This window comes from Spirulina subsalsa FACHB-351 (assembly GCF_026130165.1).
Taxonomy (GTDB): Bacteria; Cyanobacteriota; Cyanobacteriia; order Cyanobacteriales; family Spirulinaceae; genus Spirulina_A; species Spirulina_A subsalsa_A.
In genome coordinates this window covers 1-17,835 of record NZ_JAIHOM010000106.1, presented here as the reverse complement: position 1 = coordinate 17,835, position 17,835 = coordinate 1, and the positions used below count along the sequence as shown (strand labels likewise).

9 protein-coding genes are annotated in these 17,835 nt (G+C 46.5%); 8 read left to right on the top strand and 1 reads right to left on the bottom strand.

Annotated features, from left to right (window positions below):
* Positions 1-344 precede the first annotated feature (344 nt).
* Positions 345-3,902: a PAS domain S-box protein gene (locus K4A83_RS17595; RefSeq protein ID WP_265265960.1), complete on the top strand. Its 3,558-nt coding sequence runs from the start codon at positions 345-347 to the stop codon at positions 3,900-3,902.
* Between the two features lie 247 nt (positions 3,903-4,149).
* The gene (locus K4A83_RS17590; RefSeq protein WP_265265959.1) at positions 4,150-5,361 is read left to right on the top strand and encodes a glycosyltransferase; all 1,212 of its coding nucleotides are present in this window, start codon (positions 4,150-4,152) and stop codon (positions 5,359-5,361) included.
* Between the two features lie 50 nt (positions 5,362-5,411).
* On the opposite strand, the gene K4A83_RS17585 is transcribed toward K4A83_RS17590, so the two are convergent.
* Positions 5,412-7,439 carry a protein kinase domain-containing protein gene (locus K4A83_RS17585; protein WP_265265958.1) on the bottom strand — a complete coding sequence of 676 codons (2,028 nt, stop codon included), beginning with the start codon at positions 7,437-7,439 and terminating at the stop codon, positions 5,412-5,414.
* Positions 7,440-7,582: 143 nt separating this feature from the next.
* Between K4A83_RS17585 and K4A83_RS17580 the strand changes: the two genes are divergently transcribed.
* From K4A83_RS17580 to K4A83_RS17555, 6 genes are all read left to right on the top strand, one after another.
* A complete protein-coding gene (locus K4A83_RS17580; protein WP_265265957.1) occupies positions 7,583-7,960 on the top strand; it encodes a hypothetical protein in 378 nt (125 codons plus the stop codon).
* Between the two features lie 32 nt (positions 7,961-7,992).
* On the top strand, positions 7,993-8,256 hold the full coding sequence (locus K4A83_RS17575; RefSeq protein WP_265265956.1) for a DUF3146 family protein: 264 nt from the start codon (positions 7,993-7,995) through the stop codon (positions 8,254-8,256).
* 165 nt (positions 8,257-8,421) lie between these two features.
* Complete coding sequence (locus K4A83_RS17570; protein WP_265265955.1) at positions 8,422-9,285, top strand: Npun_R2479 family HD domain-containing metalloprotein; 864 nt, start codon at positions 8,422-8,424, stop codon at positions 9,283-9,285.
* A gap of 36 nt (positions 9,286-9,321) precedes the next feature.
* Positions 9,322-12,342, top strand: coding sequence for a PAS domain-containing protein (locus tag K4A83_RS17565; protein ID WP_265265954.1), 3,021 nt, complete (start codon positions 9,322-9,324; stop codon positions 12,340-12,342).
* Positions 12,343-12,378: 36 nt separating this feature from the next.
* Positions 12,379-17,340 carry a PAS domain S-box protein gene (locus K4A83_RS17560; protein ID WP_265265953.1) on the top strand — a complete coding sequence of 1,654 codons (4,962 nt, stop codon included), beginning with the start codon at positions 12,379-12,381 and terminating at the stop codon, positions 17,338-17,340.
* A 185-nt stretch (positions 17,341-17,525) separates the two neighbouring features.
* The coding region (locus K4A83_RS17555; RefSeq protein ID WP_265265952.1) for a Uma2 family endonuclease at positions 17,526-17,835 on the top strand (310 nt) is incomplete at its 3' end.

Genomic DNA, 17,835 nt, shown 5'->3' with positions numbered 1-17,835 from the left:
CCCGCTCCCCCGCTCCCCCTCTCCCCTGCTCCCCAAGTTATTCAGCAAGCCCTAATTATTCCCTATTACCAAAGGACATTCCTGCTTAACTCGTCAAGATGGCTATAGTCTTGATGCACCACCCTTCAATGTCGCCCAAGCCCCAAGAGCTTTCCCAAGAATGTTAAAATTTAAGAGGATTCCTAGGAACTCCCTATTGCCTTGGCAGTGGGGCAGTTCGCGCATAATCTTCAGTTGCTAACCATCAAAAATCAGATTAGATGGTGGTTGGGGAAGGGTCTTTATAATGGCTTGGGGGTTTTGTGTCCTTCTTGGGAGTTTTGAATGGGTTGATGGAGGGGCAAATGAATCATTCAGAGTCATTGGATTTTAATTCTTCCTCAGAAGAAAATCTAGGAATATCAGACTGTCAGCAACTGCGGATCAGCCATCAAGCACGTTTGGAGTGGGATCATTTGATGGCAACAGTGGCCTTGCGCATTCGTCAGGCGTTGGACTTAGAGGAGATTCTTCAGACTACGACCGATGAAGTGCAGAAGTTGTTAGGGTGCGATCGCGTTTTGATCTACCAACTGAACTCCCGAACCGTTAGCGTGGAGAAAGTCGCCGATCCTCAATGGTCATTAGTGGGATGTCAGATTCAGGATCAATGCTTTACTCCCCCCATACACTTTCATGACGATCATCAATTTTCTGCGATCGCCGACCTCAGCACCGCCGACCTCATACCTTGCTATCGTCAGTTTCTAGAGCGTCTCCAAGTCCAAGCCAAATTAGCCATTCCCCTCTTTAAAGGGCCACAACTCTGGGGTCTATTAATCGCCCATCATTGTCGCCACCCCCGCCCTTGGGAAACCGCAGAAATTCAGGGCTTACAACAAATTGCCATTCAAGTCGGCATTGCCATCAATCAAGCCGCCCTCATTGCCGAATTACAACAAGCTAAACAAGAATTAGAAACCGAAGTCGCCCAGCGCACCTCAGAACTTGCCCAAGCCAATGCGCAACTCTCCCAACAAAACCAAGCCCTCCAAAACGCCTTAGTGGGAGTTTCACAACTAGACCGGGCAGGTTATTATCAACAAGTTAACCCAGCCTACGCCCAGATTTGTGGCTATGACCCCCAAGACCTGATCGGTCAACTTTGGACCAAAACCGTTCACCCCGACGATCTCCCCTACTTAGAAGCCCAATATCACATGATGTTAGAAACGGGCAAAGTCGAAGCAGAAGCCCGGGGAATTCGGCCAGATGGGTCTGTATTCTATAAACAAGTGATTATGATGGCCGACTACGATGATCAGGGGGAAATCATCGGTCATCGCTGCTTCATGAAAGACATCAGCGCTCGTAAACAGGCAGAAATTGCCCTGCAAAACAAAACCCAAGAATTAGACCATTTTTTCTCCGTCACAGCCGATTTATTTTGTATCGCCGACGCTCAAGGTCGTTTTGTGCGCCTCAATCCTCAATGGGAACAAACCCTCGGTTATCCCCTAGCCGAATTAGAAGGGGCGCAATTTATGGACTATGTACACCCCGACGACTGCCAAGCCACAATAGACGCTTTTGGGCATTTAAAAAATCAGGAAAAAGTCCTGAACTTTACTAACCGTTACCGTTGCCAAGATGGTTCCTATCGTTGGCTAGAGTGGTGTTCCGTCCCCATGGGAGATTTAATCTATGCCGCCGTCCGAGATATTACAGATCGTCAGGAAACCAAAGCCCAACTTCAGAATCTCTCCACCCGTCTCTCCCTTGCTCTAGAAGCCGGGAAAATCGGCACATGGGACTGGGATTTTAGCAGTAATGTTACTTGGGATGACCGGATGTATGAACTGTTTGGGCTACAAGATTTAGGCCGAAAAGTCCTCTATGAAGACTGGGCTGATTTAGTCCATCCCGATGATCGTTTCTCCATTGCCACCGCCCTTCAAGATGCCCTCAATGGCGAACAATGCTTTGATATCGAATTCCGTGTACAACGCCCTGATGGAGTGAAACTGTGGATTCAATCCACGGCCTTGGTGCAATACAATGACCAAGGGGAGGCGGTGCGAATGACGGGGATTAACTACGACATCACCGAACGCAAACAGGCGCAACTGGCACTACAACAAAGTGAAGCTCAGTATCGCACCATTATTGAAACCACCTTAGAGGGAGTTTGGGTGTTGGATGCCCTTGATGAAACCAGCTTTGCCAACAGGCAGATGGCCACGATGTTGGGCTATAGCATTCAGGAAATGATAGGAACACCCTACCTAGAGTTTATTGACCCAGAACATCGTTCCCTAGCCCAAAACTGTCTAGAAGACCGCCATCAAGGTTTAAGTGATCAACATCGAACCAAGTTCCGCCGCCAAGATGGTAGAGGACTGTGGGCAATGGTTTCCTCAACCCCCCTATTAGATCAGCAGAATCAATATAACGGCTGTGTCAAACTGGTGACGGATATCACCCCCATGGTGGAAATGCAGAAAGCGTTACAAACCTCTGAAGCCCAATTGGTGGGGATTCTGAACAGTTCGCTTGATGGTATTATGGCCTTCCAATCTTTGCGGGATAAGGGGGGAGAAATTATTGATTTTGTTTGGTTGTTGAGTAATCCTATGGCCTGTGAATTAGTCAAGCGATCGCGGCATCAACTGATCGGCCAGCGTCTGTTAGAGGTCATGCCGGGGAATAAAACCGACGGTCTGTTTGATGCCTATAGGCGTGTCGTGACCTCGGGAGAACCCTTAAGACGTGAATTTCACTATCAACAGGATGGCATTGACTGCTGGTTTGAAATCGTTGCCGTTAAGCTTGGGGATGGTTTTGCCGTTACCTTCCGTAATATCAGCAATTTGAGGCAGTCGGAAAAGGCACTCCAACAGATCAATCAGCAGTTAGAACAACGCTTACAAGACCTCGATCAACGCAATCAAGAAATGCTCATGCTCAGTGACATGAGCGATTTCCTCCAAGCTTGCCAAACTGTTGAGGAGGCTTGTCTCTCTAGCGCCCATTTAGTAGAACCCTTGTTCCCTAACTGTTCGGGAGGATTATTTATTACCTGTGCTTCGCGGAATCGTGTGGAAAATGTTGCCCAGTGGGGGAAAAATCTACACTCAATCCCAGAATTCCATCCTAAAGATTGTTGGGGACTGCGGCGAGGTCGCTTTTATGAGGTGGGAGTTCATCGTTCAGGCCCTCGATGTTCCCACATTGTCGATCCTGAAGGATTAGGGATTACGTTGTGTATCCCAATGGTTGCTCAAGGGGAAACATTGGGTTTATTTTATCTGAGTAGCGAAACTCCCGGCGCTCTCCCTGATACCAAACAACAATTAGCGCGCACCGTAGCGGAACAATTAAGTCTAGCCATTGCCAACTTGAACTTGCGGGAAACTCTCCAACACCAAAGTATCCGCGATCCCCTCACGGGCTTATTTAATCGTCGCTATCTTGAAGAAGCCTTTAATCAGGAGATGTTACGCGCTCAACGACATCAGCATCCCATCGGGGTGATTATGCTTGATATTGACCATTTCAAACGCTTTAACGATACCTACGGTCATGAAGCGGGGGATTTTGTTTTGAAAACAGTGGGAGAAGTTCTAAAACATCATGTCCGGGGGTCTGATATTGCCTGTCGTTATGGGGGGGAGGAAATGACCCTCGTTTTACCGGAGTCCTCCTTAGAAAATACCAAGACTCGGGCAGACACCATACGCCTCGCTATTGAGCAGTTAAACTTGAGCCACAAGGGTCAACATTTTGAAAACCTCAGTGCTTCTCTAGGTGTGGCCGCGTTTCCCCAACACGGCACAACGGCCATTGCGGTCATTCAAGCGGCTGATGCGGCGCTTTATCGGGCGAAAGCGGCCGGACGAAACTGTGTGATTGTTGCACCCTAAACGCTCAACGGGTGTCGGGAGCGGGGGAGCAGGGGAGCAGGGGAGAAATTCCCTATCACCTATTACCTATTACCTATTCCCTATTCCCTATTCCCTATTCCCTTGTTGAGTCTAGCGTTGGGCTTTTTCAGCCGACCCTAATTATAATCTTGGATTTCCCGTTATAATCTTTGATTTAACGGTGGGATTGTCAAACTCAACGTTTAATCTGTTCACGGCTCAACCCTGTTTAATAACCAGTTTAACGATGAAATTAAGCCTCTGCATGATCGTCAAAGACGAGGAAAAATCTTTACCCCAGTGCTTAGAAAGTGTGAAAGGTGCGGTGGATGAAATTGTGGTGTTAGATACGGGATCGAGCGATCGCACTCCAGAAATTGCCCAAGAATTTGGCGCGACGGTACATTACTTTGAGTGGTGTAATGATTTTGCGGCGGCACGGAATGAAGCCCTCAAGTATGTAACGGGGGATTGGGTCTTAATTCTGGATGCGGATGAAACCTTAGACCCGGCCATTGTTGCACCGCTCCGGGTGGCTATTTTAAATGAAAATTTACTGGTGGTCAATTTAGTCCGGCAAGAAATCGGAGCGACTCAAACGCCCTACTCCTTAACGTCCCGACTCTTCCGACACCATCGGGAGTTAAAGTTCTCTCGCCCCTACCATGCCATTATTGATGATAGTGTGATGGCACTGATGGAAAAGGAGAAGCATTGGGAAATTCTATCTTTGCCCGGGGTCGCGGTGTTACACTCGGGGTATAGTGCTAGTGCGATCGCCGCCAAAGACAAGTTCAGCCGCGCTCAACAGGCAATGGAAACTTATATTAAAGACTATCCCGATGATTCCTATGCCTGCAATAAATTAGGCGCGCTCTACGTTCAAACGGGACAAATCGACCAAGGGATTGAATTACTAGAACGGGGCTTGAAAGATTATAATGCTGATCCCCTTGTTCTCTACGAATTAAACTATCATCTCGGCAATGCCTATCAACGCCAACAAGATGGGAATAAAGCCGTTATTCACTATCAAGCGGCCTTAGCTCAAGACATTATGCCCCCTCTAAAATTAGGGGCTTATAATAACCTTGGGGCATTACTCCAAAATGCTGGAGAATACGAAATGGCAGAGCGTGCTTTTGGTGCTACCATCGCCATTGATCCCAGTTTTATTAAAGGCTACTTTAATCTAGGTGCTGCTTTAAAAGCCCAAGGGAATTATAAAGATGCCATTCAAGCCTATGAAGAAGCGATTAAGCTGAAACCGGACTATGCCGAAGCCTATCAAAATTTAGGCGTAGTGTGGATTAAATGCGGGCAAATTCAGAAGGGGTTAGAGTATATCAGCAAAGCCATTGCCTTATTAGAAAATTCTAATTTGTTGGAAGCGCAACGCTTGCGGCAGATGGTGCAAGAGATGGGGTTTGAATTGCCTAAAGTGAAAATTGATAATTGATAATTAATAATTAACAATTATTAATTGTTCCCCGGTGGGGGAATGCGTTGCTAAAAGGGTTCAAGAAAAGACGAGTCAGAACTCTCGGGTTGTGTGACAGTGGAAGGAGGTGCTGACGGCTCAATTATGGGTTCAGGGGAAATAAAGGTTGGCGTTGTTTCCTCCGGGGTAGGTTTAGGAGGACTAATAATCCAGCCTCCGGTTTGTTCTTCTGGCTTTTGGGGTTTTTCCACCAAGGGGGAAGCCGTAGAATCTTCTATCATGTCAGAGGGGGAAGGGCGAGGGGTTGTCCGGGTAGGGGTAGCATTGCGTTGTTGTTCGGCCTTGCGATCGCGTGCTTCCTTAGCAATCTGGAGAAAGCGAGTTTTCCAATACTCATACTCACTCGGATTTGTATTGGCGTGGGCGATCGCATCATCCCAACGACGTTCCGCTAAAGCCCGTCGGGCCGCCTCATAACGCCTTTCTAAAACCTGCCATTCCTGTTGCCATTGAGCCATAGTATTCTGGGCTTGACGGTAGGCCTCACTGCGACGAGAAATCGAACGCGCCAACTCAATCGCCCCCGCTAAATCCCCATTTTGAAACTGTTCTTGCGCCCGCCTTAAAACCTCCCCCCCTTGGTCTACCCGTCTTTCTGGGACAGGAGAAGCCACAGGAGGACTCCCAGGCTCAGGAGAGGATTCCCGAGCTACAGGGGCTGTAAAATCCTGATCACAGGTCACATATTGAGGCTGACTGGACACCCACCCCTCCACCGGGTCGTTAATTTGTACCCAGTTGTCCGCTTTCCGACCCGTGAGACTCAACACCGTCCCCCGTTCCACCCCGCCGACGATCTGACCATTAGGGCGATCGCGCACATTTAACCCATTCTCCACCAACACCGTACAAGTCGGCCGACGTTCAAAAGACACCTCACGCCCCCCAAACCAATCCAACACCGGATTAGACCGCCGAGGTCCATTATTCGCCGTCCCAGATTGAGGCTGTAACCGATTGAGGGCCAACGTTGCCCCAAACGCCACCGAAAACATCACCGCAAACACCGAACAAAACAGCAACAACACCGGATGCGGTGGCTTTTTCCCCTTCGGTGCAGGAGAATATCCCCCTCGCGCCGTCTTAACCGGAGACACCCGATGAACCGACATCTCCAGCGGAGCCACAGGCAGCGTAGCCTGTTGGGATAACGGCGGCACCGTAGGCGAAGGAGGAGGCGGAGCAATCGCAGGCAACTGGGCTGTCGGAGCCGCCGTCACATGAAGATTAGAAACCACCGTCAGCACCTCAGCCGCCGACTGATAACGCTCCCGAAAATGATAGGCCACCAAACGCTCTAAAATCGCCCCCAAACCCGGACTACAACAATCCCGTTGCCAGACAATCTCCCCGGTTTGAGAATCATACTCAAACTGTTGAGGACTCACCCCCGTTAACGCCTGAATCCCAATCACCCCCACCGAATACAAATCACTGGCAAAACAAGGCTGGCCCCTCGCCTGTTCACTGGCCATATAGCCCGGAGTTCCCACAGAAACCGTATTCGTCGCCCCGTAGGGGTTCAAGGCTACTTGAGAGCGAATCTGTTTCACCGCCCCAAAATCCACCAACACCAAACGCCCATCCCCATCAGAGCGCAAAATATTATCCGGCTTAATATCCCGATGTATGACATTTTGACCATGAACAAAAGTCAACACCTCCAACAGTTCGCGCAACAGTTGGATCACCTTTCCTTCTTCCCAGCGCTGACCTTTCACCAACTCCTGAGTTAAAGGATGTCCTTCCACATAATCTTGAACTAAATAAAATTCCGCCTCTTGCTCAAAATAAGCCAATAACCGGGGAATTTGACCGTGCATTCCTAAACGTTCTAAGGTTTCCGCCTCCGTTGTGAAGAGTCGGCGCGCTGTTGCTAAAAATTGGGGATCTTGACTGACTGGGTGTAACTGTTTCACCACACAAATAGGATGCCCCGGACGACGGGTATCCTGAGCGAGATAAGTTTGACCAAACCCACCCGCCGCTAGTGTTTGAATAATTTGATAACGCCCATCTAGTAGTTTTCCAATCATTGACCGATTGATTTAAGCTATTTTGACTTCATCTTGACACATTCAGGGAGAAGAAAAAGCGACTGACTTCGATTGTGGTCTTGTTCTTTTCCCCATTCCCTTCTACCCTAGACGTTTCTCCTGAGTTTTACGATCTTCACACCATGAAACCCAAATTCCGCACAACTCAAGACTGGGAACAAGCCCAAATTCTCATGCAGCCCATCTTAATCCGAGTAGTGGACAACCTCCGCCAGCAACTGGACACCTTTCCGGGTCAAAGCCATTATGAAGAGGTTGAAACCCCCTATCCGGGCCATCAACTCTGTCTCACCCATGAGAATAAAGTAGTACGAGTAAACCTATGGGAACTGTGCTTTCAGGTCTGTTTTATTCAGTACGAAATTACTGATACACTGGAAGAAAAGTTAGTGGAAATTGATACCCGTTTATTGGATGAAAGCCAAGAGGTAGACTGGGAGATTTTGGATGATAAAGTGCAGCAGGTGATCGGCAATTTTTTTGGAAATTTGCTATGGTGATTGGCTGATGTAGCGATTTAACTACGCCGCCTGTGAGTTCTAAGTATTTGCCTGAAACCACTGCCCATGTCCGGATTACGGGGCAATCTTGGCAACAAGGACAAATTGAAGGGGAAGTGAGTGCCGCTTCCTACGAGTGGCAGTTTCAATGGCGTTTTCGTCAGGGAGTCTTAATCATTCAACCTTCCTTGGGACGGGCTTTAATTCTAGAACCCCTGAGTCGTTTTTTGGAGCGTTCGGATTATCAATTGGAGCCGGGGAGTGATTATGAGTTTACGGTACGAGCCTTGTTTTAACAAAATCGACCCCAAGAAACAGGTCGGCTCGATAGGGCTTGCTGAAGAAGGGGGAAACTCGGGGCAAGCCCTGAGTTAAACTAAAGGGAGAACCTTCCGAGGTCGTAAACTTGCGGTGGGGTTGTTGACTGGAATCTGTCCTTAACGATTCACTGGGAATTCCCTATGTTTTTGTCCACGAATTTATTAATTGATCATCTTGTGACGCAACTGAACCGGGGTTATCATCGGACTTACGGGGGCTGGAAGTCTGAGTATTCCGAGATTATTTCTTGGGCGGCGGGAATGGCTTTAGAAAATATTGCCAATAGTGACGCACTGTATCATAACGTGGAACATACGATTTTTGTTACGTTGGTAGGTCAAGAAATCTTGCGGGGAAAGCATATTAAGGAGGGGGGGGCGACTCCGGAGGATTGGCTGCATTTTCATATTTCCCTGCTGTGCCATGATATTGGGTATGTGAAGGGGGTTTGTCAGCGCGATCGCCCTAGTGTTAATCTCTACGCGACAGGGGTGGGGGAACAAATGATTGAACTGCCGACTGGGGCTAGCGATGCGGCCTTAGCCCCTTATCATGTGGATCGGGGAAAATCCTTTGTTATGGAGCGTTTTCGCGGCCATAAGTTGATTGATGCGGAAATTCTCAAGGAAAATATTGAGTTAACTCGGTTTCCGGTGCCGGCGGATGAAGACCATAAAAATACAGAAAATTACCCCGGTTTAGTGCGGGCGGCCGATTTAATCGGGCAGTTAAGTGATCCTCGGTATTTACAAAAAATTCCGGCGTTATTTTATGAGTTTGAGGAAATTGGCACGAATCAGTTTTTAGGGTATCAATCGCCGGGGGATTTGCGGGCGAATTATCCTAGTTTTTATTGGAAAGCGGTTTATCCTTATATTCAAACGGGGTTAAAGTATCTGAATTTAACCCAAACCGGAAAACAGGTAATTGCCAATTTATACGCGACGGTGTTTCAAGTTGAACATGAGGAAGATCCGAGAGAGGAACGGATGTTAGCCTCTTAAAAATGTTCAGGTTTCTCGTTTCTATCCAGGTTGATCATGACATTTTCATCCCCCTTCTCCTTTGACTATTCTCGGTTGTTGGCTGAACTCCAAGAGGGGGTTTGGTCGATGAGTTATAAGGCTCGTCGATTTTTATATTTTAATCCGGCACTAGAGGAAATTTTTGGGGGGGCGGTGTGTGATGAAAACCAGTCTCCGACGGGCTGGTGGGATGCTATTTATCCTCCGGAGCGCGATCGCCTGACCCAAGCCCTCAATACCCTCAAACTCGGCGAAGTCAAGGAACTCCACTATCCCATTATTCGCCCGGATGGATCAATGCGCTTCTTACGCAATAAATTCTGGCGCGTCCGAGGAACCCCCGCCCGCTTTGAAGGAGTCATTACAGACCTCACCACCCAAACCCTAAACCCGCCATCAGCGACCCCTAACAGCCCCCTAGAAGCCTTTTTTCTCACCGTCCCTACAGGAATAGCCCTCCTAGATTTTGACCTGCGGTTTCGCTTCATTAATCAATATTTAGCCCAGTTAAACGGCAAGACGGTAGCCGAACACTTGAACCACAGCATCGCCGAGGTTTTACCCGAGCAAGTGGCCTTTTTCGCCCCTCTGTGTGAACAGGTGAGAAGCACAGGAGAGGCGATTTTAGAACAAGAAGTGACCACAGTAGACCCCCAGCATCCCACTCAAGAATCTACTTGGTCGGTGTCCCTCTTTTTAGCCCAAGTGGCAAATGGCGAAGTATTAGGAGTGGGGGTATTAGTCAATGACATTAGCCAACAAAAAGCCGCCTTTCGGGAACGTCAGGCCGCCACTCAAGCACTTCTCGTCAGTGAGCAGCAACTGCAAAAAGCACAACGAATTGCCCATATTGGTAACTGGGAATTTGATGTCTTAACTCAACAAGTGAGTTGGTCTGAGGAAATGTTTCGCATCTATGGCTGGGACACTGAAGGAGAAGCGCCGTCTCTGGAACAGTTTACCGAGTATATTCACCCTGATGATCAACCCCTCCATCATGACATTGTGAGTCACACTTTAGCCACGGGTCATCCTTTCCGCCTGGATTACCGCATTTATCAGGCCAATAGTGGAGAATTACGTCATGTGGATGTACGAGGGGAAGCTGTAAGCAATGAGCAAGGGGAAGTCATTCAACTTTTTGGCACCGTTTTAGATATTACCGAACGCCGTCAAGCAGAATTAGCACTACGACAACGAGAGGAGTTTCTCCGCAGTATTTATGAAGGTATTTCCCAAGTCATTTTTATTCTTGATGTTGACCCGGAGGGGGATTTTTATTATGTGGGGTGGAATACCTTTGCGGATCAATTAATGAAGATTCCCTCTAGTTCTATTGTCGGGAAAACCCCTCGGGAAGTATTTGGGGAGGAATTAGGGGCAAGTTTGAGCGCTAATTATGCCCGTTGTGTAGCGGCAGGACAACCCATTAGCTATGAAGAATGTTTGTTCGTTGAGAGCGAGATGATTTGGTTCTTGACGACCTTAAATCCTCTACGCAATGAACAAGGAGAACTGTATCGCATTGTGGGAACGGCTCAAACAATTAATGATCGGAAACTCACTGAAATGGCTCTCAAGGAGTCTCAGGCACAACTACAAGCTAGTGCGAAAACTCGGGATGCACTGCAAAAATTATTAGCAAGTCAAATTCGTCAATCTTTGGATTTACAAACGGTATTAGAAGCCACGGTAACGGAAATTTATAATCTTTTACCCGTCAGTGCTTGTACTTTTGCTTGGTATCGCCCCCCTGATGAAAAAATGCCCGATGATTCCATCTTTGCTTTGGGGTATTGGGAGGTTATTACTGAGGCGAAACTCCCAGAGTCTTTATCGTATTTGGGACAGTTTCCCTCGGCAGCAGACCCCATGATGTTGGAACAGTTACAAGAAGGTCAAAGTTTCCAAATTGAGGATACCCAAGGGGTGACAGCCCCCATCATGAGGGCGTTTTTCTTGGAGCGGGGTGTTACGTCTGCTTTGTTTTTACCTATCCCTACAAACAATGGTTTGGGGGTATTGAATTGTATGCGAAGTGCGGAGATAGAACCTTGGGATGAAGTGGCTTTGGAACTTTTACAAATGGCAACGGATCAAATTGCCATCGCTATTAATCAATCAGAACTTTATCAGAAAGCTCAAAGTAAAACTCGGGAACTGGAACAAACTTTAGAGGAACTGCAAAAAGCACAAATCAATCTAGTGCAAGCGGAAAAAATGTCCTCTTTGGGGCAATTAGTCGCCGGGATTGCCCATGAAATTAATAATCCCATTAATTTTATATATGGTAATTTAGAACCGGCTAGAAACTACGCCGAATCTTTACTTAGTTTAATCAGGCTTTATCAAGAAACCTATCTTGAACCGACACCCGAGATTGTCGAAGCAGTTGAGGAGATGGATTTAGAATTTATCAAGGAAGATATTACAAAGTTGTTGGATTCTATGTGGCTAGGTTCGATTCGTATTCGGGATATTGTGCAGTCTTTGCGAACTTTTGCTAGACTAGATGAATCTGGATTTAAGAGTGTTGATATACAGGAAAATCTGGATAGTACCTTAATGGTTTTGCGCAACGAACTGAAAACGGAACGCCATGAGATGCCTAATATTATGGTGGCTCGCAATTATGGAGATTTGCCGTCGGTTTATTGTGATATTGGACAGTTAAATCAAGTTTTCTTTAATTTAATTACCAATGGAATTGATGCCATTAAGCAAAGAGATCGACAATGGGATATTGAAGATATTTTAGCCAATCCGGGCTGTATTGCAATCGAGACAGAATTGCTCAATCAGAAATGGATAAAAATTACTATCGCAGATAATGGAATCGGTATTCATTCTGATAAGATTTCTCAAGTTTTCGATCCGTTTTATACAACAAAAGGGGTGGGAGAGGGAACTGGATTAGGTCTTTCCGTAAGTTATCAAATTATTGTGAATAATCATCAGGGTCGCTTGTCTTGTGAATCTGAGTTAGGGAAGGGAACAAAATTTATGATTGAGTTGCCAGTTCAAGGGAAGCAGTGAGTTTTAACGAAAAATTGAGTGATAAATCTTAATGGTATGAATAATTTCGCTGAACCCATTAAAATTCTGATTGTAGAGGAAAATCCGACGGATCTTTGCTTGTTGTTAGAGCAATTGAACGGCCATGATTATCAGATTACGGTGGCTAAAACCCCAGCCAATGGTGTAAAACTAGCTCACTCCTTACAACCGGATGTTATTTTATTAGGGTTTCAGGTCGCTAAAACCACGGATTATAAATTTTGTAAAGATATTAGAAAAAAGTCGAATTTTTGTGATAGACCCATTATTTTTATAGGTGCTTTATTGAGTGAGACAGACCGACAAAAGGTGTATGAGGTGGGGGGATGTGATTATATTTTAAGACCGTTTTGTGGGGAAGAGGTGCGCCGACGGATTGAAGGTCAGGTGATGCAAGCACGTTTCAGCCAACAAATGGCACAACAACAGCAACAGTTAAAACAGGAAAGGGCGACTCGGAAAGCGAGTGAGGAACGATTGCGGTTGTTGGAAAGGGCGATCGCGAACTCGACCAATGGGATTACTATTGTGGATGCTCAAGATCCAGACTATCCCTTAGTGTATGTGAATTCGGGCTTTGAGCGGATCACGGGCTACAAGGCGGAGGAAGTGTTAGGCCGAAACTGCCGCTTTTTACAAGGGCGAGATCGACAACAGCCGGAACGAAAAAAACTGAAAGAGGCGATCGCCCAAGGAAAAGCCACCCAAGTCCTATTGCGCAATTATCGCAAAGATGGGACATTGTTTTGGAATGAATTAAACATCTCCCCCGTCCATGACGAAATCGGACAAGTGACCCACTTCATCGGGGTACAAACTGATATTAGCGAACATATCGAGATAGAAGAGCGCCTCAAAACCCTGCTTCAGACCCAGCGAGCCATGTTGCAAGCCATTCCTGACCTCTTAATCCGCATTCGACGGGATGGCACTCGTTTAGGCATTTTCAATGCCGAACAAGTGCATATCATCCCCTCCAATTTGGATGATCCCGTCGGTGGCAATATTACCGAGGCACTGCCCCCTCACCTCGCCCAGACCCGCTTGCACTATATTAATCAAGCCCTAGATACCGGAGAATTACAAATCTATCAACAAACCGTAGAGCTGAACGGCGAAATCTACTATGAGGAATGTCGCGTCATACCTTGTGGAGAGGATGAAGCACTGGTCATTGTAAGGGATGTCACCGAGCAAGTCACCACCCAACAGCGTCTACAAGAACTTCTCCAGACCCATGAAGCCACCCTAGCGGCCCTTCCTGACCTGTTACTTCATTTGAGGAGAGATGGCACCCGTTTAGCGGTATATAACCCCCATCACATCCGTTTAATCGATCCCGACTGCCTTAAAAGATTAGGGAACAATGTCCGGGATGTCCTGCCTCCCGATTTGGCGGAAAAACGTTTAGCGGCTACGGAGCAGGCATTAAATACGGGGCAGTTACAAATTTATGAGCAGGAATTAATCATTGAAGGGAAGCTCGTCTATGAGGAATGTCGAGTGGTGCCTTGTCGGGAGGATGAAGCACTGATCATTGTGCGGGATATCACGGAACAAAAGGCGGCTTTACGGGAACGGGAACAGATCGCATTAGCTCTACAAGAAAGTGAACGGAAAAAACAAGCTATTTTAAGCGCGATTCCTGACTTAATGTTTTGTTTGAATGATCAAGGAATTTATACGGACTTTGTGAACTCTCCTTACACTAAAAGCTTAAACCCAAAAGAACAATGGATTGGTAAATGCCTAGATGACTTGCCCGATCCCCCCGTTGCTCAACGTCAATGGGATGCCCTCCAGAAGGTGTTACGCAACGGGAAACGCGAAGTTTATGAGCAGCGTGTGCTAGTTCAGGGGAAATGGCAGGATGAAGAAGTGCAGATGGTCAAGTTGAATGATCACGAAGTCCTGTTAATGATTCGGGATATTACCGAACGGAAACAAGTAGCGGCTCGTTTACAGGAGAGTGAAGCCCGTTTTCGCAGTGCCTTTGATGATGCGGCCATTGGGATGGCTTTAGTGTCTACAGAGGGGCGTTTAATCCGGGTGAATCAGAGTTTTTGCCAGTTGTTTGGCTATAACAAAACTGAGCTTTTGCAAATGCACTGCAAGGATTTAACTCATCCTGATGATTTGCCTAAGACTGAAGAAGCTTTAGAGGATTTGCTACAGAATCGGATTAGAGTTTATCAAGAAGAAAAGCGTTATATCCATAAACAAGGCCATGTTATTTGGGCGGTGTCTAATATTTCTTTAGTGCGCAATGACGCGGGAGAAGCACTCTATTTCACGGCTCAAATTCAAGATATTAGCGATCTCAAACGGGCAGAGTTAGAAGCTCAAGAACGAGAAACTCAATTGAGGATTTTAGGGGACAATCTCCCGAAAGGGTGTATTTATCGAATGGTTCGAGATCCGGACGGGAGATATTACTTTTCTTATATCACGGCAGGGATTGAACAATTGGTGGGCGTTACCCCAGAACAGGTCATTGCTGATGGGTCGATTTTATACAACTTGATTATAGAAGAAGACCGACCCCTGCATCAGCGACTCACCCAAGAGTCTTTAGATAACTTGTCGGTTTTTGAGATGCAAATGCGCAAATATGCCCCGGATGGGAGTATTCAGTGGTCCCAAATTTGCTCTAGTCCTCGTCGTTTAGAGGATGGTCGGGTAATTTGGGATGGGATTGAGGTAGACATTACGGATTTAAAAGAAACGGAGGAACAACTGAGGGAGAGTGAAGCCCGTTTTCGTAGTGCTTTTGATGATGCGGGAACGGGGATGGCTTTAGTGGCACCCGATGGCCGATGCTTGAGGGTCAATCGGACGTTATGTGACATGTTGGGTTATAGTGAGGCGGAATTACTGGCACTGAATGTGCAGGATATTACCCACCCGGATGATTGGATTGTGGATTTGAATTTGGGGACACAGGTGCTGGAGGGCAAGCTACGCACCTATAACCTAGAAAAACGCTATTTCAGTAAAACCGGGGAGGTGATTTGGATTCTGTTAACGGTTTCCTTGGTGCGGGATTTAGAGGGAAATCCTCTATATTTTGTCTCCCAAATTCAGGATATCCGGGATCGGAAACAAGCGGAGGCTAAACTACGGGAAAATGAGGAACGATTACGTTCTATTGCCAGTAATATCCCCGGAATGCTCTATACATTGGTGGATTATGGCAACAATGTCCTGAAGTTTGAATATTCCAGTGAGGGGGTGGAGGAACTCTGTCAAGTAACTTTAGAAGCTGTTTATGAGGATGCGAATGTATTGCTGGAACAAATTCACCCAGAAGACCAAGCGGGATATCGTCATGCGGCGGAACGTAGTGTTCAGGAGTGGTCGAGTTTTTCCCATGAATGGCGGCATATTTTGCCTTCGGGGGAAATGATTTGGTTAATGGGGAAATCTCGTCCGGTACGAAGACCTAATGGGGTCATTGCTTGGAATGGGATTGTGTTAAATATTACGACACTTAAAGAAATTCAAGGGGAATTGGAGAAGGCGAAAGAAGCGGCAGAGGCGGCAAACCGGGCTAAAAGTACGTTTTTAGCGAATATGAGTCATGAGTTGCGATCGCCCTTAAACGCTATTTTAGGCTTTGCTCAAGTCCTTGACGGGGCTGAAAACCTCACCCCAGCCCAACAAGAAAACCTGCACATCATCCGTCAAAGTGGAGAACACCTGCTCGGTTTAATCAATGATATCCTCGACATTTCCAAAATTGAAGCCGGGCAAATTACCGTTCATCCCGAAGATTGTCACTTATCCCGGATTTTGGATGAACTTTATAATTTGTTCCGCTTAAAAGCCCAACAAAAACAACTGCAATTCCGCATCAGTCAAGGGGAAGGAGTGCCGGAGTGGATTTATTGCGATCGCCTCAAACTTCGCCAAATCCTCATCAATCTCCTCAGCAACGCCCTTAAATTCACCCACAAAGGCTCCGTTCACTTCTACATTGAAAAAACCCCCCTCCCAGCCCAAACCCTGTCCCCCTACAGCCCCGAAGCGGGTCAATCCTTAATACAACTCGCCTTTACCGTTCAAGATACGGGCATTGGCATCCGATCCGAAGAAGTTTCCCAACTCTTTAATCCCTTCGTACAATCAGAGTCTGGAATCCAATCCCAACAAGGCACAGGTTTAGGATTAGCCATCAGTCAACGCTACGCCAAATTAATGGGCGGAGAAATCACCCTCCAATCCCAATGGCAACAAGGCTCTAAATTTACCTTAACCCTCCCCATTCTCACCTCCTTTGCTCAAACCCCTGCCCCCTCATCCTCCCCTAAACAGATTATTGGTTTAGCCCCCAATCAACCCGAATATCGTATTTTAGTCGTCGATGATCACCCCCCCAATCGTCAACTAATGCAGCAAATTTTAACCCCACTAGGTTTTATTGTCCGAGAAGCCCACAATGGACAAGAAGCCATCGAACAGTGGCAACAATTTAACCCCCATTTAATTTGGATGGATTTACGAATGCCTATTTTAGATGGGTACGAAGCAACGCAAAAAATTCGGCAAATTGAAGCACAACAGAAAATTAAAAATCCTGTCTGTATTATCGCCTTAACCGCTAGTGCTTTTGATGAACAGAAACAACAAGCCTTAGACCTAGGTTGCAACGACTTTATTCACAAACCCCTAGAAATTTCCAAAATTTTATCAACAATGGCTGAATATTTAGAGATCAATTATACTTATGCTGAAGAAATACCTATAAATTCAATAAATCAAGACACAGAATTTTATACTGAACAATTTTTACATCTGTCCGAAGATTGGAAAAATCAAATGTTAGAAGCTATTTTTAGCTTAGATTTAAGCCAAATTCAACAATTAGTTCAGGAGATTGGTGAGCAAGAACCCGAACTTACTGAATTATTAAAAACCTACGTTAACAACTACGATTATAATAGTATTTTAACCTTATTAGGAGATAGTAATGAGTAGACATTCAATAGGGAACGAATGCGAGCCGAACAGGAACAGTTTCGCGCTGAACAAGCCGAACGGGAATTAGAGCAACTCCGTAATCTCCTGCGAGAACGGGGGATTAACCCCGATGATTGGTCAACCTAATCAATTCAGTTTATTCCGGTTACATTAAAATAAATGTACTGTTGTTCCACTAGCTTATGAATCCTTCCTCCCTCCAAAGTCCCCTCATCTACCCCGAACCAGACGGAGCGCCCATGGCTGAAAGTGATCCCGCTCGTGATTATCTCATCTACGGCGTAGAAGCCCTCAAACACCACTTTCAGCCCCGTAGTGATGTCTATGTCTCCGGCAATCTTTGGTTATCCTACGAGCAAGGTGTTCCCGATGCCGTAGTTTGTCCAGATGTTTTTGTCGTGTTTGGGGTAGAAAATCGTCCCCGTCGTAGTTATCGAGTGTGGGAAGAAAACAACCGAATGCCCGATTGGATATTAGAAGTAACATCTCGCA

Bases quoted from the DNA above. Each gene is read 5' to 3' on its own strand.
- K4A83_RS17595 (WP_265265960.1), top strand. From the start codon at position 345: ATGAATCATTCAGAGTCATTGGATTTTAATTCTTCCTCAGAAGAAAAT.
- K4A83_RS17580 (WP_265265957.1), top strand. From the start codon at position 7,583: ATGAAACCCAAATTCCGCACAACTCAAGACTGGGAACAAGCCCAAATT.
- K4A83_RS17590 (WP_265265959.1), top strand. From the start codon at position 4,150: ATGAAATTAAGCCTCTGCATGATCGTCAAAGACGAGGAAAAATCTTTA.
- K4A83_RS17565 (WP_265265954.1), top strand. From the start codon at position 9,322: ATGACATTTTCATCCCCCTTCTCCTTTGACTATTCTCGGTTGTTGGCT.
- K4A83_RS17560 (WP_265265953.1), top strand. From the start codon at position 12,379: ATGAATAATTTCGCTGAACCCATTAAAATTCTGATTGTAGAGGAAAAT.
- K4A83_RS17585 (WP_265265958.1), bottom strand. From the start codon at position 7,439: ATGATTGGAAAACTACTAGATGGGCGTTATCAAATTATTCAAACACTA.
- K4A83_RS17570 (WP_265265955.1), top strand. From the start codon at position 8,422: ATGTTTTTGTCCACGAATTTATTAATTGATCATCTTGTGACGCAACTG.